This window comes from Nocardia africana NBRC 100379 (assembly GCF_001612635.1).
GTDB classification, from domain to species: Bacteria; Actinomycetota; Actinomycetes; order Mycobacteriales; family Mycobacteriaceae; genus Nocardia; species Nocardia africana.
Genome location: NZ_BDAV01000015.1, coordinates 205,325 through 231,803 on the forward strand (window position 1 = coordinate 205,325; position 26,479 = coordinate 231,803).

The 26,479-nt window shown below is 69.4% G+C and carries 22 protein-coding genes and 1 pseudogene; 9 read left to right on the forward strand and 14 right to left on the reverse strand.

All coding sequences use genetic code 11. From position 1 onward, the window contains the following. Positions 1-6: 6 nt before the first annotated feature. Positions 7-483: a hypothetical protein gene (locus NA3_RS27370; protein WP_062966512.1), complete on the forward strand. Its 477-nt coding sequence runs from the start codon at positions 7-9 to the stop codon at positions 481-483. A 66-nt stretch (positions 484-549) separates the two neighbouring features. Here the strand turns inward: NA3_RS27370 and NA3_RS38265 are convergent, their stop codons facing one another. The 4 genes from NA3_RS38265 to NA3_RS27390 all read right to left on the reverse strand — a co-directional run bounded on the left by NA3_RS38265 (position 550) and on the right by NA3_RS27390 (position 3,102). Next, positions 550-1,467, reverse strand: coding sequence for an anti-sigma factor family protein (locus NA3_RS38265; protein ID WP_062966513.1), 918 nt, complete (start codon positions 1,465-1,467; stop codon positions 550-552). Then, a complete protein-coding gene (locus NA3_RS27380; RefSeq protein WP_062966629.1) occupies positions 1,464-2,000 on the reverse strand; it encodes a sigma-70 family RNA polymerase sigma factor in 537 nt (178 codons plus the stop codon). The genes NA3_RS38265 and NA3_RS27380 overlap by 4 nt, the downstream gene beginning before the upstream one ends. Positions 2,001-2,072: 72 nt before the next feature. Beyond that, positions 2,073-2,696, reverse strand: coding sequence for a YqgE/AlgH family protein (locus tag NA3_RS27385; protein WP_084491924.1), 624 nt, complete (start codon positions 2,694-2,696; stop codon positions 2,073-2,075). 76 nt (positions 2,697-2,772) lie between these two features. Continuing rightward, positions 2,773-3,102, reverse strand: coding sequence for a GNAT family N-acetyltransferase (locus tag NA3_RS27390; protein ID WP_062966514.1), 330 nt, complete (start codon positions 3,100-3,102; stop codon positions 2,773-2,775). Positions 3,103-3,231: 129 nt separating this feature from the next. Between NA3_RS27390 and NA3_RS27395 the strand changes: the two genes are divergently transcribed. Continuing rightward, positions 3,232-4,842 carry an alpha/beta hydrolase gene (locus tag NA3_RS27395; protein WP_227995606.1) on the forward strand — a complete coding sequence of 537 codons (1,611 nt, stop codon included), beginning with the start codon at positions 3,232-3,234 and terminating at the stop codon, positions 4,840-4,842. A 134-nt stretch (positions 4,843-4,976) separates the two neighbouring features. Beyond that, the gene (locus tag NA3_RS27400; RefSeq protein WP_062966631.1) at positions 4,977-6,140 is read left to right on the forward strand and encodes a glycerate kinase; all 1,164 of its coding nucleotides are present in this window, start codon (positions 4,977-4,979) and stop codon (positions 6,138-6,140) included. A gap of 7 nt (positions 6,141-6,147) precedes the next feature. Here NA3_RS27400 and NA3_RS27405 read toward each other — a convergent pair whose 3' ends face one another. Beyond that, entirely contained in the window at positions 6,148-6,495 is a 348-nt protein-coding gene (locus NA3_RS27405; protein ID WP_062966516.1) for a winged helix-turn-helix transcriptional regulator, read from the reverse strand. A gap of 92 nt (positions 6,496-6,587) precedes the next feature. Here NA3_RS27405 and NA3_RS27410 point away from each other — a divergent pair, with 92 nt between their 5' ends. Further along, the gene (locus NA3_RS27410) at positions 6,588-7,487 is read left to right on the forward strand and encodes an NAD(P)-dependent oxidoreductase (RefSeq protein ID WP_227995635.1); all 900 of its coding nucleotides are present in this window, start codon (positions 6,588-6,590) and stop codon (positions 7,485-7,487) included. A gap of 8 nt (positions 7,488-7,495) precedes the next feature. Here NA3_RS27410 and aroQ read toward each other — a convergent pair whose 3' ends face one another. After that, a complete protein-coding gene (gene aroQ / locus NA3_RS27415) occupies positions 7,496-7,924 on the reverse strand; it encodes a type II 3-dehydroquinate dehydratase (protein WP_062966518.1) in 429 nt (142 codons plus the stop codon). 19 nt (positions 7,925-7,943) lie between these two features. After that, positions 7,944-8,528 carry an ATP-binding transcription factor AbmR gene (gene abmR / locus NA3_RS27420; RefSeq protein WP_062966519.1) on the reverse strand — a complete coding sequence of 195 codons (585 nt, stop codon included), beginning with the start codon at positions 8,526-8,528 and terminating at the stop codon, positions 7,944-7,946. Positions 8,529-8,796: 268 nt separating this feature from the next. Between abmR and NA3_RS27425 the strand changes: the two genes are divergently transcribed. Next, positions 8,797-10,479 carry an NTF2-like N-terminal transpeptidase domain-containing protein gene (locus NA3_RS27425; protein ID WP_062966632.1) on the forward strand — a complete coding sequence of 561 codons (1,683 nt, stop codon included), beginning with the start codon at positions 8,797-8,799 and terminating at the stop codon, positions 10,477-10,479. 10 nt (positions 10,480-10,489) lie between these two features. Here NA3_RS27425 and NA3_RS27430 read toward each other — a convergent pair whose 3' ends face one another. The 3 genes from NA3_RS27430 to NA3_RS27440 form a co-directional block, all read right to left on the reverse strand. Further along, positions 10,490-10,900, reverse strand: coding sequence for a DUF3054 domain-containing protein (locus NA3_RS27430; protein ID WP_062966520.1), 411 nt, complete (start codon positions 10,898-10,900; stop codon positions 10,490-10,492). 48 nt (positions 10,901-10,948) lie between these two features. After that, positions 10,949-12,121 carry a lysylphosphatidylglycerol synthase transmembrane domain-containing protein gene (locus NA3_RS27435; RefSeq protein ID WP_062966521.1) on the reverse strand — a complete coding sequence of 391 codons (1,173 nt, stop codon included), beginning with the start codon at positions 12,119-12,121 and terminating at the stop codon, positions 10,949-10,951. 96 nt (positions 12,122-12,217) lie between these two features. Beyond that, positions 12,218-13,693 carry an adenylate/guanylate cyclase domain-containing protein gene (locus NA3_RS27440; protein WP_062966633.1) on the reverse strand — a complete coding sequence of 492 codons (1,476 nt, stop codon included), beginning with the start codon at positions 13,691-13,693 and terminating at the stop codon, positions 12,218-12,220. Between the two features lie 244 nt (positions 13,694-13,937). Between NA3_RS27440 and NA3_RS27445 the strand changes: the two genes are divergently transcribed. Continuing rightward, positions 13,938-15,107, forward strand: a complete 1,170-nt coding sequence (locus NA3_RS27445; protein ID WP_062966634.1) for an AI-2E family transporter — start codon at positions 13,938-13,940, stop codon at positions 15,105-15,107. Positions 15,108-15,222: 115 nt separating this feature from the next. Continuing rightward, positions 15,223-15,867, forward strand: a complete 645-nt coding sequence (locus tag NA3_RS27450) for a DUF1707 SHOCT-like domain-containing protein (protein WP_128145006.1) — start codon at positions 15,223-15,225, stop codon at positions 15,865-15,867. A gap of 1,620 nt (positions 15,868-17,487) precedes the next feature. Here the strand turns inward: NA3_RS27450 and NA3_RS39520 are convergent. From NA3_RS39520 to NA3_RS27470, 4 genes and pseudogenes are all read right to left on the reverse strand, one after another. After that, positions 17,488-20,136 (reverse strand): annotated as a pseudogene (locus tag NA3_RS39520) (MMPL family transporter); the annotation flags it as partial. Then, on the reverse strand, positions 20,136-20,891 hold the full coding sequence (locus NA3_RS27460) for an NYN domain-containing protein (RefSeq protein WP_062966523.1): 756 nt from the start codon (positions 20,889-20,891) through the stop codon (positions 20,136-20,138). The gene NA3_RS27460 and the pseudogene NA3_RS39520, both read right to left, overlap by 1 nt. Positions 20,892-20,893: 2 nt before the next feature. Further along, on the reverse strand, positions 20,894-21,760 hold the full coding sequence (trmB, locus tag NA3_RS27465; RefSeq protein WP_439956192.1) for a tRNA (guanosine(46)-N7)-methyltransferase TrmB: 867 nt from the start codon (positions 21,758-21,760) through the stop codon (positions 20,894-20,896). Positions 21,761-21,862: 102 nt separating this feature from the next. After that, positions 21,863-23,218 (reverse strand): lipase family protein, encoded by a 1,356-nt coding sequence (locus tag NA3_RS27470; protein WP_062966636.1) that lies wholly within the window; start codon positions 23,216-23,218, stop codon positions 21,863-21,865. A gap of 400 nt (positions 23,219-23,618) precedes the next feature. Here NA3_RS27470 and NA3_RS27475 point away from each other — a divergent pair, with 400 nt between their 5' ends. Together NA3_RS27475 and NA3_RS27480 are read left to right on the forward strand one after the other, a co-directional pair. Continuing rightward, positions 23,619-24,761, forward strand: a complete 1,143-nt coding sequence (locus NA3_RS27475; RefSeq protein ID WP_227995605.1) for a hypothetical protein — start codon at positions 23,619-23,621, stop codon at positions 24,759-24,761. Next, positions 24,748-26,367 (forward strand): hypothetical protein, encoded by a 1,620-nt coding sequence (locus NA3_RS27480; protein ID WP_227995604.1) that lies wholly within the window; start codon positions 24,748-24,750, stop codon positions 26,365-26,367. The genes NA3_RS27475 and NA3_RS27480 overlap by 14 nt, the downstream gene beginning before the upstream one ends. Positions 26,368-26,479 lie beyond the last annotated feature (112 nt).

The following is a 26,479-nucleotide window of genomic DNA, read 5'->3' on the forward strand; positions in this document are numbered from 1 at the left end:
CTTCCCATGCTGACCACATCCGCCCAGATGCTCACCGTGCTGGCCGTTCTCACCAACGCCATCGTCTACGGCACCGATGTCGCCGCCACGCTCATCTTCCGGCCCGTCTATCGCAAGCTCGACGACGCGACGATGACCGTCTCGGCCGGTTGGGGGCACTACTACGGCGACCGGCGGATGCCGTTCGCCGGCGCCGGTGGTGTGATCAGCACCGTGCTCGCCGTCGTCCTCGCGGTCGTGGCGGGAGCCACCGGCGCCGCGGTGGCGGCCGGAATCGCACTGCTGGCGCTGCTGTGCTGGCTCGGCCTCTACGCGCGGATCGCCAAGCCGATCAACACCGCGCAGACGCAGGCCGCGCAAACCGGTGTCATTCCCGCCGACGCTCGCGCACTGCAGGACAAGTGGGAGAGCATCCTGGGTTACCGGGTCGGCCTGCAGGCACTCGCCGTCGCCGCCCTGTGCACCACCCTCGTCCTGCTGTGAAGCCGGGCCGACGGACTCGGTCGCACCGGTAGCCGTACCGGTGCGACCGCACTGTCGCTCCGCCGCTCACACCGTTCCGCGCAGGAACACCTGATTCGTTGTGGTCGAACGGATTTCGACCGACTGGATCTTGTCCGCCGGGGACGAGGTGATGCCGTCCGCGGTCACCGTCTGCCCGGGATGTGCCGTCCACTGCGCCACCATCGACTGCGTGCCGTCGGTGTGCACCACCCACAGCGCGCCGTCCCAGGTGTAATCGGTATCCGACGGCGCGTAGTTGCACGACATGTTCACGCGGGTGCCGGAATTCAGCTGCGTGAGCGTGAAGTTCGCGGTGATCGGGGACGGGATCACCTGATCCATCTGCCGTTCCGTGACCACCTGCTCGGCGGTGGGCGGATTGTTGTGCTGAGTGTGCGCGACGGTGATCGGGATGGTGATGGCGACCGCGGCCGCGGCGGCGGCCACCGCACCGGCCAGGGCCAGCCACGGGCCGCTGCGGCTGCGCTTGCGCTCGCGCGCCGCGGCCAGCGAGGCGGGGGGCTGCTCCGGCTCGGTTCGCCCGGATTCGGCGGGGGTTTCGCCGGCCGTCGCGGTGCCCGCAGTTCCGCCGGGCTCGGCCGCGGGCGACTCGGGTACCGGGCCGGTGCCGGGATGCGATTCGAAGGGCAGTATCCCGGCGCCGTCGGTCGTGGCTTCGCTCGTGCGCACCCGGTTCAGCAGGGCGTCGAAGCCGGCGTCACCGAAACCGCCGGCATGGTCGGCGGCGGACGCGTCGTCGATCAGCGAGAGTGCGACGTCATCGGGCACGTGGCCGAGCAGACCCGGCAAGCCCGACAGGTCCGCGATGGCGAGCCGGCATTCGGCGCATTCGGACAGATGCGTCTCGTATTCGAGCCGCTGCTCGGGATCGAGGGCGCCGAGCACATACGGGGCATCCCAGGTCGCATAGTCGTCGTGCGACGCGGTGTCGGCCGATGTCATTTCGTCACCCCCATCTCCTGTAGGGCCGAACGCAACGCTCGCATCCCGTAATGCATCCGGGATTTGACGGTGCCCTCGGGTATCGCCAGTTCTTTCGCTATCTGGTGTGTCGACAGTCCGCGATAGTAGGCCCGCACGATCACCTCTCGGTGATCGGAGCTGAGCCGAGCCAGCGCGTCGGTGATCACCCAACTGTCCACTGCACGCTCCGCCTCGTCCGGAGCCGCCTGTTCGGGCGGCGTGTCGGTGCCGTACTCGCGCCGATGCCGCGCACTGCGGAACTCGTCGACCGCGAGATGCCTGGCCACGGTGAACAGCCACGCCCGCGCCGAGGCCGTCGACTGGTCGAGGACCTGCGGACGCTGCCAGGCCCGCAACAGCGTCTCCTGCACGATGTCCTCGGCGCGTCCGGCATCGCCGACCAGGCTGTAGGTGTAACGCCACAGGGTCGGTGCGTGTTCGTCGTAGAGCACCCGCAACAGATGCGCCCGGGCGGGCGCCGCGTCGACGGGGGGGATCGCGGAGTCAGACATCGGTGCCGACCGGGCGTATCCGCCGCCTCGGTCGAGGCGAGCGTCGGGGGACCACACTCCGTGGATACGTAATCAATTGCGTTCTAGTTCGATGGGGTGTGTCGCCAGTAGCGACAGCGGCAGCGGCTGCCGGCGCAACACGTGCGCCCACAGATCGGTGCGTCCCGCCAACGGATCCGACGGCAACGCCGACAACACGATCCAGTCCCCCCGTTCCAGTTCGCCCTCCAGCTGACCGAAGGTCCACCCGGCGTAGCCGGCGAAGATGCGGATGCCCTCGACCAGCGGTGCGATCGAATCGGGGTCGGAGTCCAGATCGAGCAGCGCCACGCGACCGTCCACGCGGCGCAGCCCGCGGATGCCTTCGATCGAGGCACCGACGCGGACCGTGGTCAGACACAGTGCCGAATCGCGCTTCACCGGCCCGCCCACGTACAGGGTGCGGGGTCCGGCGGTGAGATCGGCCCAGCGTGGTAGCACGTCCTGCACCGCGGTCTCGCTCGGGCGGTTCAGGACGACACCGAGACTGCCCGCATCGTTGTGTTCGACGATGTAGATCACGGTGCGCCGGAAAGTGGGCTCGACCAGCTCCGTTGCCGAGACCAGCAAGGTGCCGGGCCGCACCGCCTGTTCCTCGTACCGGGATTCGCGTCTCGGGCGGTCGCCGTGTTCCTCTGCGCGTGCCACGCTAGTCATCATCGCACCGACGCGGGGCGCGCGCTGTGTTTAGTGGCGCGTGATTCGCGGTTCGGTTCCGAAGCGGCCACCCCGGCTACTGCGGCAGGCCGAATCGTTCCCGCGCCCACTGCGGCACCGTCGCCAGATAGCGCGGCCGGGATTCGACGAAATGATGCACCATCGCGCACAGCGGCAGGATGCCGAAGCCCTGTTCCACGGTCCGGTCGAGCGCACCCTGCACCAGCAGGCGACCGTAGCCCTGGCCTTCGAACTGCGGATAGATCTCGGTGTGCACGAAGGCGCGCTCGGAGGCGGTGTCCTGATAGGCGGCCACCCCGGCCTGCTGTCCGTCGACATACAGTTCGAATCGGTCGAACTCGGGGTTGTCTCGAATCTCGGTGTTCTGCTGCGCACCCTGCGTCATTCGCTGAGCCTAGAGCGTGTCGATCACCGACGGTGCGCGACTACGCCGACATCCTTCCCCGTGTCGGACGTGGTTCGAGTTGTCGCACCCCGGCACGGGTGGCGACAATGCGGGGGCTCGAGTGGTCGGATGCTCGATGCGACGACGGCCGTCGACCGGCCGGACGGGGAGACAGCGGGGATGGGACGACGGGGACTACCTGCGGCGGCACGATCGGCCACCATCGCGGTACTGACGGCGGTGCTCGCCGCGCTGGTGCCGGCGACCGCGCGGGCCGAGCCGGATTTCGGGACGTGCCCGGCCGGTTCCGTCGGCGACGGGCGGCCGACGCGCTGCGCGTCGATCTCGGTGCCGATGGACTACGCCGTGCCGGACGGTTCGCGAATCGAGGTGACCGTCAGTCGAATCCGCGCGAGCGGGCAGCGCTACGGAACGCTGTTCGCCAATCCGGGCGGGCCCGGTGCGGACGCCCTCGACTACTGGGGCGTCCGGCTGGACCGACTGCCGAAGGATCTGATCGAACACTACGACCTGGTGGCCGTACAGCCGCGCGGATTGCGCTGGTCGACGCCGCTGACGTGCGGGGCCGAGGTCACACAGGACGGTGACCACGAGCGCGAGCCGCTGCGGAAGGCATGTGATGCCGCCCAGCCCGGCTACCTGCGGACCATCACCACCGAGACCACGGCCCGCGATATGGACGCGGTGCGCGCGGCGCTGGGGCTGGAGCGCATCGACTTCCTCGGCATCTCCTACGGGACCTATCTGGGCGCGGTCTACGCGTCGCTGTTCCCCCAGCATGTCGAGCGGATGGTGCTGGACTCGAATGTCGACCCCCGGTGGGTGTGGACCGAACAGTTCGCACAGCAGCAGCACGCCGGGAAACAGCGGCTCGACGACCTGTTCGGCTGGATCGCCCAGCACGACACCGTCTATCACCTCGGTGATTCGGCGCTGCGGGTGTACGAGACCTGGGTTCGGCTGGTGTCGGCCCAGGGCGGCGGCTGGTACGCCAATCTGACTCCGCCCCCGGTGTCGGCGGCCGACCTGCCGCGCGAGCTGCCCGCACCGCTGCCGGCAGTGGCGCGCGAGGGAGTGAACGCCGGCACCGAGGAGATGGGCAAGGCGCAGAATCTAGTGCGCGCGTTGATCTCCGGCGGCATGTCGGCCCAGGTGCCGCTGGTGTCGGCGACCACCGTGGCCGCCTACGCCCGCGGCTTCTGGCCGAGTCTGGCGCAGGCGATGGCCGAGGCGAACGCGCAACCCGGCGATCTGCGGCGGATGCGCGCGATCGCGGGCGTGGCGAGCACCGACCCGACCGGCCAGGCGGTGTTCGCCGCGATCACCTGCAACGAGAACGCGGTGCCGGCCCGATTGGACGCCATCGGTTCGGCGGCCGCCATCGTCGCCTCCGGCGGCAATGCCCTCGACGCCCGCGCCGACTTGGTGCGCAGCGGATTGGCCTGCGCCGATTGGGATCCCGTGACGACGCCGACGCCGATCGCCGACCACGGCCTGGCCACCGCGCCGCTGGTACTGCAGAGTCGCCACGACGCGGTGACCGCGTATCCGGGCGGTCCCGCGATGGCGGCGGCCCTGCACGGACATCTGATCACCGTCGACGGTGGTGACCACGGCACCTTCGGTCGCGGTAATGCTCCGCTGGACGACGCCGTGGTGCGGTACCTGCGTACCGGCGAGGCCGGGATCGATCATGTGGATCAGGCGCCGATGCCGTGATCCGGCCGCCCCGCGACCGTCGCACCGGGATGCCGGAGCGACGGGCCGCTCCGGTGGATCGGGTTCCCGGCATGGTCGGGGCACGGGCAGTACCGTGAGCGTGTTCGACTGCTTGCCGACGGATCGGGGTGGCGATGGTGCGTGAAAAGCCGTGGCGAGTGGTGATAGCACCGGACAAGTTCAAGGGATCGCTGGCGGCGCCGGAGGTGGCGGCGGCGCTCGCGGCCGGAATCGCGCGCGAGACCCCCGATGCGGAGGTCCGGCAGGTACCCGTCGCCGACGGTGGCGACGGCACCGTCGACGCGTTCGTGGCCGCGGGCTGGGAGCGGGTGCGGGTCGACACCGTCGGGCCGACCGGCGCGCCGCATTCGGCGAGCTACGCGGTACGGGGGAATACGGCTGTCGTCGAATTGGCCGCAGCGGTCGGGCTGGTCGAATTACCCGGCGGCCGAACGGATCCGATGGGTGCGGGCACGTACGGGCTCGGTGTGCTGATCCGCCACGCGCTCGACCACGGCATCCGCGAGGTCGTCCTCGGGCTGGGCGGTAGTGCGTCCACCGACGGCGGCGCCGGCATGCTCCAAGCGCTGGGGCTGCACATCCTGGACGAGGACGGCGCCGAAATCGGCTCGGGCGCAGCGGCTCTGGCTCGCGCACGTCGACTCGACCACTCCGCTCTGCATCCGGCCGTCCGGGACGCGGACTTCGTACTCGCCGGAGACGTCGACAATCCGCTGCTCGGACCGGACGGTGCCGCAGCGGTTTTCGCGCCGCAGAAGGGCGCTTCACCCCGGCAGTGCGCCGAACTCGAAGCGATCCTTGCTCATTGGTCGCGCCTGGTCGACACGAGTGGTCACCCGCTCCGGACGGGGGATGCGCCTCAGCGCGGCGCCGACCTGGCCGGGCATCCCGGAGCGGGCGCCGCGGGTGGCACCGGATTCGGGGCCATGGCGGTGCTGGGAGCGCGGCAGCGGTCCGGCATCGAGGTGATTCTCGAGTTGATCGATTTCGCCGGCCGGGTCCGGGACGCGGACGTGGTGGTGACCGGCGAGGGTGCGATGGACGAGCAGACGTTGCGCGGCAAGGCGCCCGCCGGAGTCGCGGCCGCCGCCGCGGGCGCGCCGGTAGTCGCCGTCGCCGGACGCTGCGCCCTGAGCCCGGAGCGACTCCGCGCCGCCGGCTTCGCCCGCTGCTACCCCCTCAGCGACCTCGAACCCGATCCGGAGCGATCCATCGCCGAGGCCGCCCGCCTCCTCGAAGAACTCGGCGCCCGCATAGCGGGCGACTATCTGCGCTGATCCGCCCTCACGCCGACGCGGTGTCGAACAGTTCGTCGCGGCGCCGCTCGCCCCACTGTTCGAGCGGTCGCAGGGCAGCGGCCAATTCGACGCCCGAGGGAGTGAGCGAATATTCGACCCGGGGCGGGATTTCGGGGAACACCTCGCGGCGGACCACGCCGTGGGATTCCAGGTGGCGGAGATTCTCGGTGAGCACCTTCTCACTCACCCCGGGCAGCAGGGCGCGGATGCGGCCGAAGCGCTGCGGGCCCTCACCCAGCACCCACATCAGGTGGAGTTTCCACTTGCCGCCGACCACGTCGATGGCCACCGACATCCCGCATACCGAGTGTTGTGTGTCACATTCGTTCGCCATCTCGGCCTCCTGACCATTTTCCGAACGTCGAGGTAAGCAACCGGACGTCGACGTGCGTTATTGCCGCGGACGCGGATCCCGGTGACGATCGAATCCGGCGCCGATCGGAAGAACTTCGAAACAGCAAGGAGTACACCATGTCCGAACGTTCCTCCGTCACGGTGATCGGGCTGGGCCCGATGGGCCGGGCGATCGTGCGCGTGCTGCTGGCCGCGGGCACCGAGGTGACGGTCTGGAATCGCAGCGCCGACAAGGCCGAGGCGATGGCGGAACTGGGTGCTCATCGCGCCGAGTCGGTGGCCGAGGCACTGGACCGCAACGAGGTGATCCTGCTGAGCCTCACCCACTACGCCGCCATGTACGACGTATTGGGGCGGGCTCCGGAACGGTTGCGGGACAAGGTGATCGTGAACCTGTCCTCGGATTCTCCGGAGCGCACCCGCGCGGGCGCCCGATGGGTGCGCTCGCACGGGGCGCGGTTCCTGTCCGGCGGGTTCATGTCGGCCGGCGACACCATCACCCATCCGGCGTCCTACATCTTCTACAGCGGTGCGCGCGAGGTCTTCGACGCACATGCCGACCTGCTGCGCCCGCTCAGCGCGCCGGAGTACCTCGGCACCGACGACGGGCTGGCGCAGCTGTTCTACCAGGCCCTGCTCACGCTGTTCCATCCCTGGCTGATCGGCTACAACCAGGCCCTCGCGGTGGTCGAGCGCGCAGGCCACGACGTGGACCGCTTCCTGCCGTTCGCGCAGCGCTCCGCCGAAGCGTTCCCCTTCTTCATGGCCGAATACGCCGCCGCCGCGAAATCCGGCGGCTGGGGTGACGCCGCTTCCGCCCGGATGATGGTGGCGGGGGCGGCGCACGTCGTCGAGACCAGCGCGGAGGTGGGTGTGGACGCCACGCTGTCGCATACCGTGCGGGAGCTGTGGGAGAAGGTGGTCGCCGCCGGTGGAGTGCCGATGTACCGGCTACTGCGCGACGGCGTCTGAGCGAAAGCTCAACGGGTGCAGAGGAATTCGATCGCCGCCGCGTAGCCCCGGATCCCCATTCCGGCGATCACCGCGGTGGCGATCGGCGAGATGTAGGAGTGGTGCCGGAATTCCTCGCGCGCGTGCACATTCGAGATGTGCACCTCCACGATCGGCACCTCGGGAATCACCAGGGCGTCGCGCAGGGCGACCGAGGTGTGGGTCAGGCCGCCGGGATTGATCACGATCCCGGCTTCCACCCCGCGGGCCGCATGGATTCGATCGATCAGCGCCCCTTCGGAATTGGACTGATAGGCGGTGATCTCGCGATCGAAGCGGGCGGCGGTCTCCCGGCACAGCTCGACCACGTCGTCGAGGGTGTCCGAGCCGTAGACCTCGGGCTGGCGGGTGCCGAGCATATTCAGATTCGGGCCGTTGAGCACGAGAATCGGTGCCATGATCGGTACCCTAGCCCGGTCACAGGCCGCGCGGCCCCTCGGCTCGCAGGTCGTCCACCTTGCGCATCGCCGACCGCAGTTCGGCCAGCCACTCCTCGGCGTGCTTACCGGCCAATTTCACCGTCCAGGCGAGCGCGTCGGCGCGGGAGCGGGCGACGCCGGCGTCGACGAGAGTGTCGAGCACCTTGCGTTCGGGCTGGCGCAGCCGCGTCATCACCGGCACCGAGAGATGGGTGAACAGGGTGCGTTCCCCGTTGACCGAGACGCCCCAGGCGACATTGCGGCCGTAGCGCGCCTGAGCCTCCTGAGCGATCTGCATGCGCGCCGGGCGGGTCGATTCGCGGAAGCGGGCGATCAGACCGTCCACCGTCGCGGGTGACGGTTCGGATCCGGCTGCCTCGTCCTCGCCGGCTTCGGGTTCCGGCAGCGCCAGTTCCCCGATCACCACGATCTCGTCGCGGTCGATCTCGATGGTCGCCGGACCGCTGAACCACTCGCTCGGCAACCTTCCGGCGAACCAGTCCGGAGCGTCGGCGGCGTCCGGAAGGTCCGCTTGTTGCCAGCCGCCGGGCCGACCGAATCCACGTCCGTGTCCGTGTCTCATGACATTTCCTCACTGTCAAAGTTCCTGTGTAACTGTGATTACAAGATTACGCCGCATAGAGCACGAGAGGTTTCGCTGTCGGAGGAAAGGGGAAGCTCCGAACACGTCCGTGGATTTCGCCGACCGGCTGCAACGGATGTCGGTGATCGGGCACTATTGTGGTCGCTGAGCATGGAAGATGCGGTCGGTGCCTAGGTGGGACCGCGGGCAACTCCTTCGGGTACCGTTGGTCTTGTTGCTGGAGTGACAAGAGTGAAGAGTGGGCGACATGGATGTGTGGGGATCCCGCCGCTTTCGCGTTCGGGGCGCAGTGGCACTGGCCGCAATTGCTGCCGTAGCGATCGTGATGGGGTCGTGCGATTTTCACAGCACGCCGAGTGGACCCGAAGCGGTCGTCGAGCATTTCACCCAGCTAATGGACGATCGCGACGCCGCCGGCGCCGCCGCACTGACCTCGTACCCCTCCGGTGCCGAGAGCACTCTGAAGTCCATGTTCGACGGACTCCAGCCCGGTAAGCCCGATTACAAGCTGGTTCAGTTCATCAGCCTCGACGGCGATTCGGCGATGTTCAACATGAAAGCCGCCTGGAACTTCGGGCCGGGTAAGGACTGGAGCTACGACCTGCAGGGCAACATCCGCAAGCTGGCTATCGGCTGGCGGATTTCCTGGGACCCCACCGTCGTCATGCCGCAACTGGATTCCAAGCGGTCGGTGAAGCTGGTCCGCACCGAGGCGACGCCGCCGCCGAAGGTCAACGACAACGACGGCCGGCCGCTGCTGACCCAGCAGACCATCAACGTCATCAAGGTGGATCCCACCAAGACGGGTGATCCGGTCGGCACCACCAACGCCTTGGCCGACGCCATCGCACCGGTCGCGCCGCTGATCACCGGCGCCTCACTGATGCAGCAGCTGGCGGGTTCGCAGGGCAAGCCGATCACCGCGGTGAGCCTGCGCGAGGACGATTTCGCGATTCTCGAACCCCGGATGGCCTCGATTCCGGGCGTGGTGATGGAGAAGCAGCCGAAGCTGATCGTCGCCGACCGGCGGGTGTGGTCGCCCATGACCGAGGCGCTGCATAAGGTGTGGCAGGAGAACCGGGATCAGCACGCCGGCTGGGGTGTGCAGCTGTTCGAGCCCGACGGCCGGATGGTCACCCAGCTGGCCGGATATCAGGGCCCGCCCGGCCCGGACATCGCCTCCACGATGGACCAGAAGTTGCAGCGTGCGGCCGAGGACGCCGTGGTCAGCGTGGGCACGGCGGCGTCGATCGTGGCGATCCAGCCCTCCACCGGTGCGGTGGTCGCGGCGGCCCAGAACAACTACGCCAGCGCCCAGGGTGCGCCCGCCTTCACCGCGACCTATCCGGTCGGCGGTGCGATGGACCTGTTCAAGGCGGTCGCGTCGATCGTGAAGAAGAAGGCGCCGCAGGACGTTTCGGTGCAGGATGCGGCCGAGGCGGCGGCCATGCTGGGCGTCGGCATCGGATTCAAGGTGCCCGGACTGGACGAGACCACGGGCCGGCTCCCGATCGGTGGTCGCGGCGTCGAGCAGGTCAAGCAGGGCACCAACGATCCGATCCTGGCCAGCCCGTTCGGGATGGCGATCGCGGCGGCCACGATCGCGCGCGGATCGGTGGCTCCGCCGATGATCGAGATCGGCCGGCCCGGCAGCACCGAGGCCAAGCTGGAACCGCTGCCCGGCGATGTGGTCGACAAGCTGCGCGGCATGCTGCGCGACGCGACCGGAAGTCCGCAGGAGGTGACGGTCGCCCGCTACGCCGGGGTCACCGCCTTCACCGCGAACGCCGGTTCGGATGGGTGGCTGCTCGCCAACGCCGGTGACCTGGCCTTCGCGATCCACATCGACGATATCGACAGCGGCGACGCCACCTCCCGGATGGCCGCGCGGATGCTGCAGTCGCTCGCCACCCCGGACGACAACAAGTAGCGATCGGACCTCAGTTCACGGATGCGCCGCTGACACGAATGCGCCGGGCGGCGAGGGCCCACACCGCGCGCCAGCCCAGCAGGAAGACCGCGAGGACGGTCGCCGCGACGATGACGAAGCTGACCGCGGTGCCCTGACCGCTGATCACTCGCAGCACCATGCCGCCGATCAGCGTCGACAACCACACCGTCACGCCGGTCGGCCACACCGCCGATCCGTCGAATCGCGCGAGCGCGGCGGACAGCCGACCGCGGCCGGCAACCGCCAGAGCAATCACCCAGCCGATCAGCAGGCCGGCCCCGAACGGCCAGACCGTGCGCAACAGACCCGCCGCCACCGCCTCGTCGTGGCTGCGCCGGCCGATCGCGCAGAACACGATCACCAGCACGACATCGATCAGCAGCGGCAGCCATTTCCTCACGGTCGCCAGGGTAGTGACAGCGATGCGGCAGCCGGATCCCGGGACCGCTCAGGGCTGCGGTTCGCCGTCGGGTTCGGCCGGACCGGGCGAATCGGTCCCCCGTAGCGACCGGTTCACGTCGCCGTCCGCGCGCCGGGGTTCGGCGAGCAGAGCCGAGCGCTGTTCGAATTCCTGCTCGAACTGGGCGTCATCGGACTGCGGGTTGCGGAAGCGGAAGACGAAGACGATCCAGCCGATGATCGCGACGAGAATGAAACTCACCATGCGATAGACGAACGCGGCGGCCACAGCCTGCGCTGCCGGCAGTCCCGCGGCGGCGGTGAGGCTGTAGATCAGGGTGGCGTCGACGTAGACGATGCCGCCGGGTGCGAACGGAATGGTGCCGACCGCCTTGCCCACGCTGAAGGCGATCAGCAGGCCCGCCCAGCGGGGATCGGCGCCGACCGCGTAGCAGGCCGCACCGAGGCAGGCCACATCACCGAGCCGATGCACGACCGCCCAGAACGCGACCCACGCGGCGTCGCGGCGGTTCAGGTCCACCGATTCCAGCTGTCGCAACACCTCGTCGACGTGCGCCAGACCGGCATCGGCCGGATGTCGCCGAATCCGGTTGACCAGCCGCACCCCGCGGCGCACCAGCGCCTGCAGCGCACCGGGATTGCCGGAGACGTATTTGCCCGCCCACACCAGCAGCGCCACCGCTCCGAGCGTGAGTACCAGCTTCCACGGACCGATGCGATTGCCGACCAGCAGCGCGCCGCCCACACCGAGCAGCAGCATTCCGCTCGTCGCGACCACGCCCGACATCAGCAGCTGCCAGGACGCGACGATCGCACTCGCACCCCAGCGGCGGGTCTGGCGATAGGTGAAGGCGGTGGAGAACACCTGGCCTGCGGGCAGCGACACCGACATCGCGGTGGCTCCGTAGACGACCGATACCGACGCGCGCTGCGAGACATCGACCCCGCCGGCGCGCAGCAGGCGTTTCTGGATGCGGCCGAATCCGCTCATCGACAACGCCTGCATCCAGATGCACAGGGCGACCCAGCCCCAGTGGATCTCCGTGAGGTTGCGCCAGGAATCGTGCAGGCGCGGCCACAGGTATACGCCCTCGGCGATCAGCAACGCCGACAGGGCAACGCCGAGGGCCCATTTCAACCAGCGGAACCTGCGCCGCACGGGCCGCGCCGGTTCGGCGCCGGGTTCAGCGTGGGCCGTCACGACGCCCAGCCTAGTGCGGCCGGGGCCGAAGGCGGCAGCGGACGCGTGGTGGCCGGTCAACCGGCCACGACGGCGCGGGGTGGAGCATCGGGCGGCTCAGCCCAGCGCCTTCGGCCACGCGAGCCTGGTCTTGCGACGGCGGCCGCGCAATTGCACCTCGTCGCCGGAGATCCACTGCTTCTGTTCGTCGTCGTCGGCGAAGTACAGGGCGCTGCCCGAGGCCAGGACGCGGCCCGGATGTTCCTTCGCCAATTCGGTGAGGCGCGAGGCCTCGTTCACCGGATCGCCGATCACCGTGTACTCGAAGCGATTCGCGGCGCCGATATTTCCGGCGACGGCGAGTCCGGCCGAGACCCCGATGCCGATGTCCAGGCCCGGCACCTCGCGCAGCGCCTCACGCAGATCGCGGGCGGCGGCCAGCGCGGCGGTCGGCGCGTCCGGACGGTCCAGTGGCGCACCGAAGATCGCCAGCGCCGCATCGCCGACGAACTTGTTGATCAGGCCGTTGTGCCGGTCGACCACATCGACCACCACCCGGAAGAATTCGTTGAGCAGGCTGACCACCTCGGTGGGCGGCCGCTCGGCGGCGGTGGCGGTCGAGCCGACCATATCGACGAACAGCACGGCCACGAACCGGGTTTCACCACCCAGTTCGGTGCCGTACTCGAGCGCGCGCCGGGCCACTTCCTCGCCGACGTGCTGGCCGAACAGTTCCTGGAGTTCGCGGCGCTGCGCGGCCTCTTCCATCATGCGGTTGAAACCGACCTGCAGCAGGCCGATCTCACTGCCGTCGAAGACCTCGACCTGCACATCGCGCGCGCCCGCCTGCACCCGGTTGATCGCCCGGGAGAGCTGTCGCACCGGGTCGGAGATGCTCGACGCGGTGAGCATCGACAGCGCCAGCGCCTGCATGATCACCACCCCGCACAGCAGCAGGATCGAGATGGCCAGCGACTGCGCCGAAAAATGCACCTGCGAGGTGATCTGGGTGACGCACAGCAGCACGATCGCGATGGTCGGCGCGAACGTGCCCATACCCCAGGTCATCGCCATGCGCGTGCCGACACCGGGGGTGAGGGTGTGATCGAAGGTGCCGGTCGTCAGCGCGTGCGCGGCGACCGGGCGCAGGATCCGTTCCCCCAGCATGTAGGTGAAGCCGAACACGATGGTGGCGGCCATACATTCGGTGACGATCACCGCACCCGCGAGCTCGGGTGTTTCCACGATGATCCGCGCGGCCAGCACCGCACCACCCACCAGCCACAACAGCAGGTGGAGGATGGACTGCCGCAGCGGCGCGTGCAACGCCGCCATCTGTTCCTGGCGACTGGGCGGACCGCCGCGCATCTGCCAGCGCATCACCGGCCGCAGCATCAGCGCCGAGGCGGTGACGCTCAGAAATCCGCCGATCGAGAACACGAGCACCGGAAGCAGCAGGCCGGCGCGCCGCAACCCGTTCGGTGTGCCCTCGGGCGCGGGCAGCCCGTACTGGATGAACGCGTAGACCAGGACCGCACTGAAGGCATTGGCCGCCAGCATCGATGCGAGGTACAGCGGCCAGCGCGTTCGCATGGTCTGTTTGACCGCTTCCAGAGGCGCTGACACGTTGACCAATCTAGCGGTGCGCGTCGTAGGTCACCGGATTCGGGCGGAGCGGACACGTGCCGGTTGCGTCCCCGGCCGATAGGCTCGCGGCGTGAGTGGGGACAGCAAGACCTCCGGGAATCCGGCCGAGCCTGCCCCGGCGGGCGTCGCATCGGCGGCTTCGAGCCGTAGCGCACCCGATCGCGGGCGCGAGCGCAGCGCCGCCGACTCGGTGCATCCGCTGGTGCGTCAAGGCGCCGAATGGTGCTGGCGATTGCTGATCATCCTGGTGGCGGTGCTGGCGGTCGCTTATCTGGCGCACAAGCTGACCACGGTGGTCATTCCGGTCGCGATCGCCCTGCTCGCGGCGGCGTTGCTCTCGCCGCTGGTGGATCTGCTGCAACGCCTCGGAATGCCGCGCGGCATCGGGGTATTCGTGGCCCTGGTCGGATCGCTGGGCTTGCTGGCGGGGATCTTCACCTTCGTGATCGAGCAGTTCATCACCGGTGTGCCGCAGCTGACCGACGAATTCAAGACCAGCATCCACACCGTGCAGGACTGGCTGATCAACGGTCCGCTGCATCTGAGCAACGACCAGATCCGCAACGGTGGCAATACGATCATCAAAACCCTGGAGGCCAATCAGGATTCGCTGACCAGCGGCGCTCTGACGACCGCCGCGGCGGTCGGCGAATTCCTGACCGGCGCCTTCCTGACGCTGTTCATCCTGATCTTCTTCCTCTACGGCGGGGACCAGATCTGGAATTTCGTGACCCGGATCGTGCCCACCCCGCAACGCGAACGGGTGCGTACCGCCGGGCGGCTCGGCTTCGGCACGCTGATCGGATTCGTGCGCGCCACCGTCGTGGTGGCGGCCGTCGACGCCATCGGCATCGGTGCCGGGCTGGCGATTCTGAGTGTGCCGCTGGCCCTTCCGCTGGCATCGCTGGTGTTCATCGGCGCCTTCGTTCCGATCGTCGGTTCCCTGCTCGCGGGTTTCATCGCGGTGTTCCTGGCCTTGATGACGAAGGGCGTCGTCACCGCGCTGATCGTGCTCGGCATCACGGTGGCGGTGATGCAGCTGGAAGGCCATGTGCTGCAACCGTTGTTGCTGGGACGCGCGGTGCGCATCCATCCGCTGGCGGTAGTGCTGGCGATCACGGCTGGCGTGGTGCTGGCCGGTATCGCGGGCGGTCTGCTGGCGGTGCCGTTCGTCGCGGTGATGAACACCGCGATCCGCTCGTTGCTGGTCGGCAGCCCGGAAGAGCTGTATCAGGAACTCAATACCGGGGAACCCGGGGAGCCGATGTTCCACGCCGACCCCGACCGGCCCGAGCTGGGCCGGTATCGACCGGCCGAATCGCGGTCCGATGCGGGCGGCGGTGACGCGGGCGAAGGCTGAGCCGGGGGCAGGATCAGGGATTGCCCTGATGTGCCGCGGCTGCGGCGCCGGTAGCCTCGTGAACATGGGTGGTGAGACCGTTTCCGCCCCGGGGTCCGCGGGAACCGGGGGAGCCGTGGGCGACCGTGACCTGCGAGTATCGGATGTAGAACGCGAACACGTCGGTACCTTGCTGCAGCGCGCGGTCGGGCTGGGCATGTTGTCCCTGGGTGAGTTCACTGAGCGGATGGATACCGCGCTGGCGGCCAAGACGCGCGGCGAACTCAACGCCGTCCTGATCGACCTGCCCGGGATTCGCCTTGCGGGACAACCGAATCCCGCGCAGCCGGCCGCCTCGCCCGGATCGGCTCCGACGTGGCGGTGGGGCGCCCCCGGCGGACGCGTCGAGACCGAAACCGCGATTCGTCCGCGGTTGTCCGGCGTCACCCGGAAGGGACCGTGGCAGGTGCCGCCCTCGCTGTACGTCAACAGCTATCTGTCGGGCGTCACGCTGGATTTCACCCAGGCCGTGATGTCGACCCAGGTGGTCGAGATCCGGGTCGACGATTTCTGCAGCTCGCTCACCATGATCCTGCCCGGTGAGGCGACCGTCGACCTCAACGGCGTGGAGCTGATCGGCTCCAGCGCCAACAACAAGGTGCGTACCGGCCCGCCGATCGGACCGCTGCACATCATCGTGCACGGGCGCAGCCGGTTCAGCTCGATCACCGCGAAGCATCCGTTCGGCGTGCAGTGGAAGAAGCTGATGTCGGGGTTCTGACTCGACGACCTGGCCGAGTCCGATCATGTTTCCCTCGCCGTCGCGGAACAACGCACCCCGTTCCGCGCGGAGTTCAGCATGGGGGCATGGTAGAGCCTCGGGCGTGGGCCGGTACGGAAACCGCCGGCCCGCCCGAGGCGATCAGTCCCGGTTCTGGCGGCGCAGCAGTTCGTTGACGCTCACCGTGCGGCCGCTGGTGCGGTGCTTCCCCTCGTCGTCGGGATCGGCCGGTTCCGGCTCGGGGCGACGGCGGGACGAGCGCAGGTCCGCCATCCACTGTTCGATGTTGTTGCGGTTGTCCCCACCGGGTCCGGCGGGGTGAGCGGACGCATCTCCGGACGTATCGGATTCGGTTGCGGGCGCGGAGTTTTCACGGTCCGGCGCCGTCGAGGCTCCGGAGTCCACGGCGCCGGAAGCGGCCGGCCCAGGACCATGCGGCATCGCCGAGCCGAGGTCGGCCCCAGGCCCTGGGGCATTGTGGCCGCCGGCCGGTGGCCGGTTTCCGGGATTCGCCGGTTCGTGCAACTCCTGGGTCGCCTCCGTGTCCTTCGGCTCCCGGGGCATGCCGGGGGGCACACTGCCGGGCCCGGATTCCGTTGTCCGCGTAGGCGAAGGGCGCATGCCGTCGGGCTGGATCCGCCGCGGCGGCTGCACGGCGGGCGGCCGTCCGTCGGGGGCGACGCGCTGCGTCCGGTCGGGCCCCTGCTGGGGGCGTCCGGCCGGTTCGGCCCGTCCGGAGCCGTGCCGGGTCGGTGTGGACGAACCCGGGGTGCCCTGCGGCGCGTTCGGGGTGTGTCCGGAGCCGTCGGGAGCGGCGGGCGGTCCGCTGTGGCCGGGCCGTCCGGCGCTCGGCGTCTGCCCGGGCCCCTGGGCGGGCGGCTGTCCCGGGTGGTACGGCGGAGCGTCCGGTCGATAGAGCTGGGCGCGGACCGACGGATGCGGCGGTACCTTCGACGGTTTCGGTGGCAGCACCCGCGGCGTGGTGCCGACCGGAGCCGTCGGCGGCACCGAATCGGTGGCATCGGGAGCGGTGTCCGGGGCGGGCACCGTCCGGGGCGGCATACCGGGGCGGACGACCTGCGGTGGCCGCACCACGCCGCGGTTCGGCGCGGTATCCGAACCGGGCAGCGAGACCGAGGGCGGCGCCGAAGGTGCTTGCGGCGCTGGGGGTTCCGGGGTGCGCGAAGGGGCCTGTCCCGGATTCGGCGCGGCGTGCCCCGGGTTCGGGGCGGGTTCGGACGTTCCCGCGCCAGGCACCGCCTCGTCTGCGGCGGAGGGACCGGCGCCGATGACACCGGATTCACCGATCACTCCGGAACCACCGATGACACCGGAACCGCCGGATGCGCGCGGCGGCTGCGGACGGGCGGGCGGGGGCAGCACGCGGGAGGAACGGATGCCCGGCGTTTGCGGCGAGGTTGACGAGCGACCGGCCTCCGGACCCGACGGGGAGTGTGCCGGAGCGGCATCGGCGGAGCCAGGGGCAGCGGGCGGTGCCTGATTCGCGGTGCCGTCCGAGGCGTCGTCAGCGTGATCGCCGGGCGAGGCATTGCCCGAATCGGCCGACGGCGCATCTGCGCCGGAGTCCGACCGGCGCAAGCCGAAACGCTTGCGCTTCGGGGACTTCTCCGACTTCCCGGGCTTCTCGGCCTTGTCCGGCTTCTCCGATGCGGACGAGCCGGACTTCTGGGCCTCGGCGTCCGAGAGAGCAACGGATTCCGCTGCCCGCTGTTTCGCCGGCTCGCCGGCCCGCGCCTCGAGCCCCCCACTCCGCGACGCCGACGGCTCGGTGCCCTCTGCCCGCGACGGTTCGGAACTCTCGACGCGAGTCCGGTCGGTCCCCTCGGCTCGTGACTGCGTCGGGCTCTCCGCGCGCGGCGCGGTCGGGCTCTTGGCGTGGGTCGCGCGCGTGGGCGCACCGGCCGCGGCCGGATCGATGCGATCCAACTGCTCGGTCGGGGCCTCCGGGTCGACGCGCAGGAACTTCAACCGCCGCGGCTTGCGCGGGCCCTTCGGCGTCCCGTCGGGCAGCTGCGGCAGCTGCATGGTCACCGGATCGGTCACCGGCGTGGTCTTGACCAGGTCGACGACCTCGCCGGTGCCCGGACGTTCGTCGTCGAGGATGGGTTCGCCCAGGCCGATGCGCTGCTGAATGCGCTTCATCCAGGCCGGGGCCCACCAGCAGTCGTCACCCAGCAGTTTCATCGTCGCGGGAACGAGCAGCATGCGCAGCACGGTGGCGTCGATGAACAGCGCGGCCATCATGCCGTAGGCGATGTACTGCATCATCACCAGATCGGAGAAGGCGAACGCGCCGACCACCACGAGCAGGATCAGCGCCGCGGCGGTGATGATGCGACCGGTCTGCGCGGTTCCGGTGCGCACCGATTCGGTGGTACTCGCGCCCTGGGCGCGCGCCTCCACCATGCGGGAGAGCAGGAAGACCTCGTAGTCGGTGGACAGGCCGTAGATCACCGCCATGATCAACACCAGCACCGGCGACATGATCGGCTGCGGTGTGAAATTGAGCAGCCCGGCGCCGTGGCCGTCGACGAAGATCCAGGTCAGGATGCCGAGCGTGGAGCCCAGGCCCAGCGCGCTCATCAACGCCGCCTTGATCGGCAGCACCAGTGAGCCGAAGGTCAAGAACATCAGCAGCGTGGTCACGAAGACGACCAGCACGATCATCAGCGGCATGCGGTCCAGCAGCGAATCGATGCTGTCCTGCATCAGAACCGGCTGGCCGCCGACCATCAGATCCACATCGTCGGGGACGTGGATCGAACGCAGATAGGCGATCGTGTCCTCGACGTTCGCGTCCGGCGCCATGGTCGCCTCGGACACCCAGACGTCGGAGCCGTTCGGCGGGATGCCCGGGGTGCCGAACGGATCGGTGAGTCCGGGTGCGCCACTGGCCTCGTCGAGGATGGCCTTGATCTCGCCGGTGTTCTGGGTGGTGATGACCAGCTGGATCGGGTCGGTCTGGCGCAGCGGGAAGATCTCGTCGAACTTCTCCTGCGCCACGCGGGTCGGATTGTCCGGCGGCAGATAGGTTTCGCTGATACCGCCGAACTTCAGGTTCTTCACCGGGATGATCAGCAGCAGCAGGATGATGCACAGCGGCACCGCCACCTTCAGCGGGTGCTTCATCACCCACTGCGTGGTGCGGCCCCAGAACCCGTTCTCGACCTCTTCGGCGGTCTTGGTCTTGCGGAACCGCTTGAATCCCAGCGCGTCGACGCGCGGTCCGAGGATGGACAGCAGCGCGGGCAGGATGGTGAGCGAGGCCAGTGCGGCCAGCAGCACGGTCGCGATGGTGCCGTAGGCGACCGATTTCAGGAAGCCCTGCGGGAACAGCAGCATGCCGGCGCTGGCGGCGATGATCATGGTCGCCGAGAAGGTGACCGTGCGTCCGGCGGTCATCACCGATCGGCGTACGGCCTGGCGGGTGGTGTAACCCTCGGCCAGTTCCTCGCGGAATCGGCTGACTATGAACAAGCCGTAGTCGATCGCCAGGCCCAGGCCGATCATCGACACCACGGCCCCGACGAACGAGTTCACCTCGGTGACATGGGTGATCGCCATGACGATGCCGTTGGCGCCGAGGACGGTGAGACCACCGATGATCAGCGGCAGGGCCGCGGCGACGACACCGCCGAAGATGAAGAACAGCAGGATCGCGACGGCCGGAATGGCCAGCATCTCCATGCGCTTCTGGTCGGAGGCGATGGTGTCGTTCAGCTCTCCCGCGACCGGTTGCATGCCCGCCAGCTGGACATCTACACCCGGGATGTAGAAGGCGTTCTTGACCGCGCGGTAGTTGTTCATCGTGGTCGTGTCGTCGTCACCCTTGATGGCGACCGACGCGAACGCGTACTTCTTGTCCTTACTACCGGTGGCCGAGGCGCTCCAATCGCCCGTCTCGGTCTTCCAGTAGGCGACGTTGACCTTGCTGATCTGGTCCGGATGGTCCCTGGGCAGGCTGTTGAGATTGTCGGTGATCTTCCGCCCGAACTCCGGATCGTCGATGGTCTTACCGTCCGGCGCGGTGTAGAGCACGATCACATCGGACATGTGGTCGCGGCCGTAGACCTGGTCCTTGAGCACCGCGGCCTGCGAGGACTCCGCACCGGGGTCGAACCAGCCGCTGGAGCTCAGATGGTTTTCCAGACCGAACCCGTACGCGCCCAGGGCGAGAAGTGCGGCCACCGCTACACCCAGCACGGTGTAGCGGAACCTGTGGACCAGCTCGCCCCAGCGGGTGAACACTAAGCGACTCCTTGAGCGGGGCGGGAGGTGAGCAGTGCGGACAGCGGCCGGAAGGGCTGCAGCCAGGCTCCCTCGTCGGGCAGCGAGTCGAGGCTGACCCGGGGCAGCGGTTCACGGAACACGCCCGGGATGTCCTCGAGATCGACGAAATCGAGGATATCGGACGTGACAGCCCAACTCGCGTGCTCGCGGAATCCGAGCACCTGGACCGGAACTCCGGTCGCCGCGACCTCCTCGAGCGGTTCGCGGAAGGCCTGACCGTCCGCGGAGGCCACCATGATCCCCGCGAGACCGGCTCCGCCGCGGCGTAACTGGATATGTGCCAGCATGTCGCTGTCGACGTCGGAATCCTCGTCGATCTTCGGTTTGGCGAAGACCGCGTAGCCGACGTTGCGCAGCGCCTCGACCCACGGACGCACCACATCGGCAGTCCCCGGGGCGATATTGGTGAAGACGGTGGCCTCGGGTTCGATGCGCTGCGTGCTGCCGGCGGACAACTCGGCGGTGCGGGCCAGCAGCCAGCGGCCGAGTGCGTCGAAACGCGGCCGGTACGCCGCGGTGGGACGGCCGCCGAGGATCGCGCCCAGGCCCATATCCAGGTTCGGTGCGTCCCACACCAGCAGCACCCGCCGCACGCCGGCGGGTTCGGCGACCGGCGTGGCGGGGGTCGCCGCGCCGGCGACGACGTCCGATTCGTCGCCGCGCACTGTTCCGGCAACCTCGTCGGCCGGCTGGGCCATCTCCCTGAGACTCATAGTTAGATCTTCCCCCAAATGAACTCGGTGATGGCGCTTCCGGCTCGATGCGCCTTGCTCTCGAACTTCGTCACCGGGCGTTCGAGGCCGATCACCGTCTCGGTTCCGGGGTGTTCCACATCGCCGCCGGTGGCCTCGTTCAGGCCTACGAGCTGCGGTTCTCCCGCGCCCACCTCGGCGATGTGTTCGGCGTAGCCGGCATGGTCGGTGGCTACGTGCAGAATCCCGCCGCGCTGCAGGCGGCTGGCGATCAAGGTCATCGTCGCCGGCTGCAGCAGCCGGCGCTTGTGGTGGCGAGCCTTCGGCCAGGGGTCCGGGAAGAAGACTCGCACGCCAGCTAGCGAATCTTTGGCAATCATGTGTTCGAGGACGTCGACGGCATCCCCGCGCAGGAGCCGGATGTTCTCGATGCCTTCGCGCTCGATCCGCTGCACGAGCTGGGCGAGACCGGGTTTGTACACCTCGATGCCGATCAGGTCGAACTGCGGCTCGGCCTGGGCCATCGCTGCGGTCGCCGTCCCCGTGCCACAGCCGATCTCGATGATCAGCGGCGCGGTCCGGCCGAACCAGGCGGCGGCGTCGAGTGGTTCGTCGCTCACCTCGCGGCCGATGCGCGGCCACATCCGCTCCCAGGATTGCTGCTGGGTCGCGGTCAACGCGCCACGGCGCGAGCGGAAGCTCGTCACCCGTGGGTAGAGGCGGGAGGACTCACGCTCGGGGTGGGCGCCTTCGTGGTTACGCAAGCTGCCGCCTCCGGCCCCGTCGCTACCAGCGGTATCTTCGCGCTGTTCGCGGGGGCCTTCGTGGTTACGCAAGCTGCCGCCTCCGGCCCCGTCGCTACCAGCGGTGTCGTTCGCGGCGTCGTTCACGGCGTCCATTGTCCAGTATTCGATGATCAGGGCCGCAATCGACCGCGTCGAGCAGGAAAATCCCGGGTCAGGAGTGTTGCCGAGTGGGCGCGGGGCCCGGTGTCAGGCAGCCAGCGGCTGTGTCTGCGGCAGTTCCGGTTCGCTCTGCCTGCCCAGCGGCAGGCCCAGGATCATCCGGCCCGCGGTACCGGCCAGCTCGAACAGCCCGCGCCAGCGCGAGGGGGACGCCACCACCGACCAGACGGTCCGGGTATCGGTGTCGGCGTCGGTGACCGGACGGCCGGCGATGCGGTCGGCCAGCCAGTCCAGGCTCAGCGGCGTGGCCAGCGGTAACAGCGTGAAGTGGTCGCTCAGCCGGTCGCGCAGGTATCCGACGGCGGCGCCACCCGCGCGATAGCGCTCGACCTGCGCATCGATACACGACACGTCGATGATGCGATCGTGCAGCGGCTGGATCACCAGGATCGGACAGTGCGGGGTGTGCTTTCCGAGCCGCATATCGTCGAACATCTCGCACATCGCGGGGGTGCTCAACACCTCTTCCAGCGGGTGATCGAGGTATTTGCTGACGTCGTGGCCGGCCAGCCGGGCCAGCGCCACGATCGGTGGCAGCTGAGCCGCGCGTTCCAGCAGGCGTTCCCCGGCGCCGGTGATGTGCTTGTCGAGCACGTCCTCGAGTGCCGGATATACCTGGCGCAGCGCCGAGATCACGATGGCGGGGAACCCGGCGTACCGACCGCCGTTCAGCCGGATGAACACCTCACCCGGATCGCCGACCGGCGCACCGAGTACCGCACCGGCGATGGTCAGCTCGGGCGCATAGGTAGGAGCCATCTCGACCAGCCAGGAGCCGGCCATCCCGCCACCGGAATAACCCCAGACCACGACGGGAGTATCGGTATCGAGTCCCAACGGCCGGAAGCGCATGGCGGCACGGATGCCGTCGAGCGAGCGGTAACCCGGTTCCCGGGGCGCACCGAAACGGCCGTCGGGTCCCTCGTGATCGGCGATGCTCACCGCCCAGCCGCGCCGCAGTGCGTTGGCGACGAGCAGCAGTTCGAGCTGGGTGATCGCGCCGGGGACGATGGCTCCGCGGCGGAGAACATAGGAGGGAGCGCAGCGCTCGGTGACGGCGTCGATCGCCGATTCGAAGGCCAGCAGCGGGCGGCGTTCGGCCGGATCGGCATCGGCGGGCAGCAGCACCGTGGTCACCGCGACCTCGGCGTTACCGTGCAGGTCGTTGCTGCGGTACAGCAGCTGCCACGCCGTCACCCGCTGCGGAATCAGGCCCAGCAGCGCGATCTGCACGGGCCGGCTGCGCAGGACGGTTCCGGGTGCGTGTGCGGCGACGTCGGCGGGTGCGCGATAGAAGGGGTCCTGCGACGGCGGCAACGGCCGTTCGTTCTTCGTCGCGACGGCGGCGCCGTCGTCACCGATGACGTCCACGTTGACGCTCATCGCAACCTCCTTCGGATCCACGGGGCCGGCGCACAGGCGCACGGCCGACCGGGTTCCACACCGCCGAGGCCGCGCACCGGCGGTGCCGCCGGCGGCTTCAGCGTAGGTGATCGGATCCGTGACCCGATAGTTCACCACTGTCGAATTATGCTGTGCCACAGGCGCAACCATCGTTCCACCGGAGAGATTCCCAATTCCGCGCCGAATCCCGCTCACCTGCGGTGATTGTCGATCCACAGGCCATCGTCGCCGGTCGCGGGCTCGGGCAAGCGGTTTCGTGTGATCGATTACACATCATCGTGTGGCGCAACGAACATCGGACCTGCCGGTGAAAATCCGGTCGGTGCCGACAACCACCGCGGCTTCTGACAGAATTTGCCGCCGGAAGGGGGTATCAACCGTGTCGAGAGCCACTGCGTCCAGCGCTTCGCCGGGCTTCGTGAACGACCACGCCGGGCCCGTGCCGGAGCTCGAACAACTCATCTCCACCGTGCGGATCGGCGCCGGGTCCGCACCGGGCATCGCCGATCAGCTGGCGAGCGCGGCCGTGGCCTTCCGGCGGCCGCTGCGGATTCAGGTGACCGGCCGGGCCGGTGCCGGGAAGTCGACGTTGTTGCGGGGGTTGGCCCTGATGTCGGCGGAGGAGACCGCGCCGGTGGATCAGCCGGGCGTGCCGGATCCGGTGCTCGACGCCGATCTCGTGGTCTATGTGCTGGCGGGTTCGCTGCAGGCCGCCGATCGCCGCGTCCTCGAATCCTTGCGGCCCGACACCACGATGGTCGTGCTCAACAAGGCCGATGCCGTGGGCTCACGCTGGGGCGATGCGGTGGTGGCCGCCGATCAGGCGGCGCATGTGCTGGGCGTTCCGGTGGCGCCGATGGTCGCCGAACTGGCCGTCCGTACCCGCGCCGGCACACCGAGCGACGACGATCTGCGCACGCTGCGCCGCCATGCGGCCGGTGGCGGCGCGGCGCTCACGCTCTCCCCCGACCTGTTCGTCGACCGATCGGCAGGGCCCGATGTGGCCGATCGCCAGGCGCTCCTGGAGCGCTGGGGCCTGTACGGGGTGAGCTGTGCCCTGGTCGCACTGCGTCACGAACCGGAGCTGGGACCGCAGCAGTTGCTGCAGCTACTGCACGCCGTGAGCGGGATCGATCCGGTGCACGCGCGTCTGCACCAGCGCTACGAGCAGATCGCGGCCTTGCGCGGCGGTGATCTGCTCGACGAGCTGGCTCGCATCGCCGCCCGCGCGATCCCGCAGGGTGACGGCGGGCGTGCCCGCGACCTGATCGAGGATTACCTGGCCGGTGACGAGGCGCTGTGGACCGCGCTGCAGGCCGGACTGGCTCGCCCGGAGGTTCGTCATCTCGCGGCCGGATATCCGTCGGCGACGCCGGCGGACGCCGACGACGCGCTGGTTCGCGCGCAACGCTGGCGCGCGGTGGCCGCCAGCGATATGCCGGCCGCCGCCCGCCGCGCCGCGATCCGGCTGCACAACGGATACATGCGGATGTGGGAGCGGATGAGTAGTGCCGGACTGTGAGGTACCCGGAGCGGCGGCCGAGCTGAACGGCCGGCGGACGGGCGGCGCGGCCGGGTTGGATCCCGAGGTGCTGGCCGTCGTCGAGCGGTGGAATCCGCAGGGCTCCGCGTTGCTGCGCGCGGTTCCGGCCGAACCGGTCCCGAAACCCGCCGCGCCGGGCGGAGTTACCGCGGTCCATACGGAAACCGTTGCAGCACAGCCTGTTCCGGTCACCGTCATCGGACCGGACGATGCCAACACCACCCTGCTGCGCACCGAACTGTCCCGCTTCGAACCGCGCGTGGCACTCACCGATCCGGTGGCCGATCCGGCAACCCTGGTCGCCGCCACCGATTTCGGCCCCGGCAGCGGTCCGCCGGTGGCGCTGGTGCTGGTGGATCCCGGCGCCGCCGTCGGTTCCGCACTGCTCGATCCGGTGGCCCGCTTGCACGCGGTGGGAACGCGAATCCTGTTCGCCATGAACGGAATTCACGCTCACCCCGACTGGCGTTCGGTGCTGGAGCGCGATACCGCCATGCTGGCCCGGGTACTCGGCGCCGAGCCCGAGATCCTTCCGGTGTCGGCGCGCCTGGCCGTGGCCGCGCGCGGCAACGGCGACGCCGCGCTGCTGGACCGCTCCGGCCTGGCCGCCCTGCACGCCCAGCTCAGCGCCGCCGTCGGAGCCCGGGTCGGCCCCGAGCAACTGGCCGGAGTCACCGCCCGGGTGCTCGCCGACACCCGCGCCCGGGTGCTGGGGCAGATCGAGGCGCTGCGCTCGGGCAGTGCGGTCGCCGCCCTGCGCGCCGAACGGACCGCCGCGCTGGCCGGGCGCGACGGTGGGCGTGCCCAGGCCCTGGCCGCCCTGCGCAATCGGCTGCAGTTGGCCCGGGTCGATCTGACGCACGAGGCCGGTACCCGCGTCCGCACCCTGAACGCCACCGCCCGTGCCGATCTGGACCGGCTCGACCGCCGCTCGGTGCGCGGCTATCCCGATCTGTTGCAGGGGGCGGTGAATCAGGCCACCGCCGAACTCGACGGCGTGGTCCGCTACCGCCTGGCCGAACTCGCCCGCCAGATCGATGCGGTGGCCGGTTCGCCGGCGCAGCCCGCGCTCGCCGCACCGCCGGCTCCCCCGACCGATCCCGCACCCCGAATCGGCCCCGATCCGGAGCGCCGCCACCGCGGTGTCGAGGATCGGCTGATGATCGCCCTGGGCGCATCGGCGGGTTTCGGCCTCGGCCGGTTGATCGTTGCGCCGTTGTCGCTGGTGCCGGCCTTGGATTACGCGACCGTGCCGGTCACCTTGGCGCTCGGCGCGGGCGTGGCGTGGTGGGTGGTGCAGGCCCGGGGGCATCTGGCCGATCGGGCACATCTGCGGCAATGGGTGACCGATGTGCTGGTGAACGTGAAGGCCCAGCTGGAGCAGCGGGTGGCGACGGCCCTGGTGGAGGCCGAGTCCGAGCTGACCGACCAGGTGGTGCGCGCGAGCACCGCCCGCATGGTCGAGGCCGACCGCCGGGTCGCGGAGCTGGAGGCGCAACTGCGCCGCACCGCCGCCGAACAGCCCGCTCGGGTGGCCGCCTGTGAACGCGATCTGGCGATTCTGGCGGCCGCGGTCGCCGGTTGACCCGAGCCGGTCGCGGTTTGCCGGTTCCGCACAGCTGCGGTCCTGGTGAGGGGCGAAGGTTTCGAGCGGGTCCCGAGTGAGCAACCCCATTCCGTACCGACCGTCACATCGC

What these genes read in the sequence shown, in the direction of transcription:
- NA3_RS27470 (WP_062966636.1), bottom strand. Translation starts at nt 23,218, where the DNA reads ATGAGCGTCAACGTGGACGTCATCGGTGACGACGGCGCCGCCGTCGCG.
- NA3_RS27400 (WP_062966631.1), top strand. Translation starts at nt 4,977, where the DNA reads ATGGTGCGTGAAAAGCCGTGGCGAGTGGTGATAGCACCGGACAAGTTC.
- NA3_RS27390 (WP_062966514.1), bottom strand. Translation starts at nt 3,102, where the DNA reads ATGACGCAGGGTGCGCAGCAGAACACCGAGATTCGAGACAACCCCGAG.
- NA3_RS27385 (WP_084491924.1), bottom strand. Translation starts at nt 2,696, where the DNA reads ATGACTAGCGTGGCACGCGCAGAGGAACACGGCGACCGCCCGAGACGC.
- NA3_RS27460 (WP_062966523.1), bottom strand. Translation starts at nt 20,891, where the DNA reads ATGAGTCTCAGGGAGATGGCCCAGCCGGCCGACGAGGTTGCCGGAACA.
- NA3_RS27440 (WP_062966633.1), bottom strand. Translation starts at nt 13,693, where the DNA reads ATGCGAACGCGCTGGCCGCTGTACCTCGCATCGATGCTGGCGGCCAAT.
- NA3_RS27425 (WP_062966632.1), top strand. Translation starts at nt 8,797, where the DNA reads ATGGATGTGTGGGGATCCCGCCGCTTTCGCGTTCGGGGCGCAGTGGCA.
- NA3_RS27380 (WP_062966629.1), bottom strand. Translation starts at nt 2,000, where the DNA reads ATGTCTGACTCCGCGATCCCCCCCGTCGACGCGGCGCCCGCCCGGGCG.
- NA3_RS27370 (WP_062966512.1), top strand. Translation starts at nt 7, where the DNA reads ATGCTGACCACATCCGCCCAGATGCTCACCGTGCTGGCCGTTCTCACC.
- NA3_RS27405 (WP_062966516.1), bottom strand. Translation starts at nt 6,495, where the DNA reads ATGGCGAACGAATGTGACACACAACACTCGGTATGCGGGATGTCGGTG.
- aroQ (WP_062966518.1), bottom strand. Translation starts at nt 7,924, where the DNA reads ATGGCACCGATTCTCGTGCTCAACGGCCCGAATCTGAATATGCTCGGC.
- NA3_RS38265 (WP_062966513.1), bottom strand. Translation starts at nt 1,467, where the DNA reads ATGACATCGGCCGACACCGCGTCGCACGACGACTATGCGACCTGGGAT.
- NA3_RS27395 (WP_227995606.1), top strand. Translation starts at nt 3,232, where the DNA reads ATGCTCGATGCGACGACGGCCGTCGACCGGCCGGACGGGGAGACAGCG.
- abmR (WP_062966519.1), bottom strand. Translation starts at nt 8,528, where the DNA reads ATGAGACACGGACACGGACGTGGATTCGGTCGGCCCGGCGGCTGGCAA.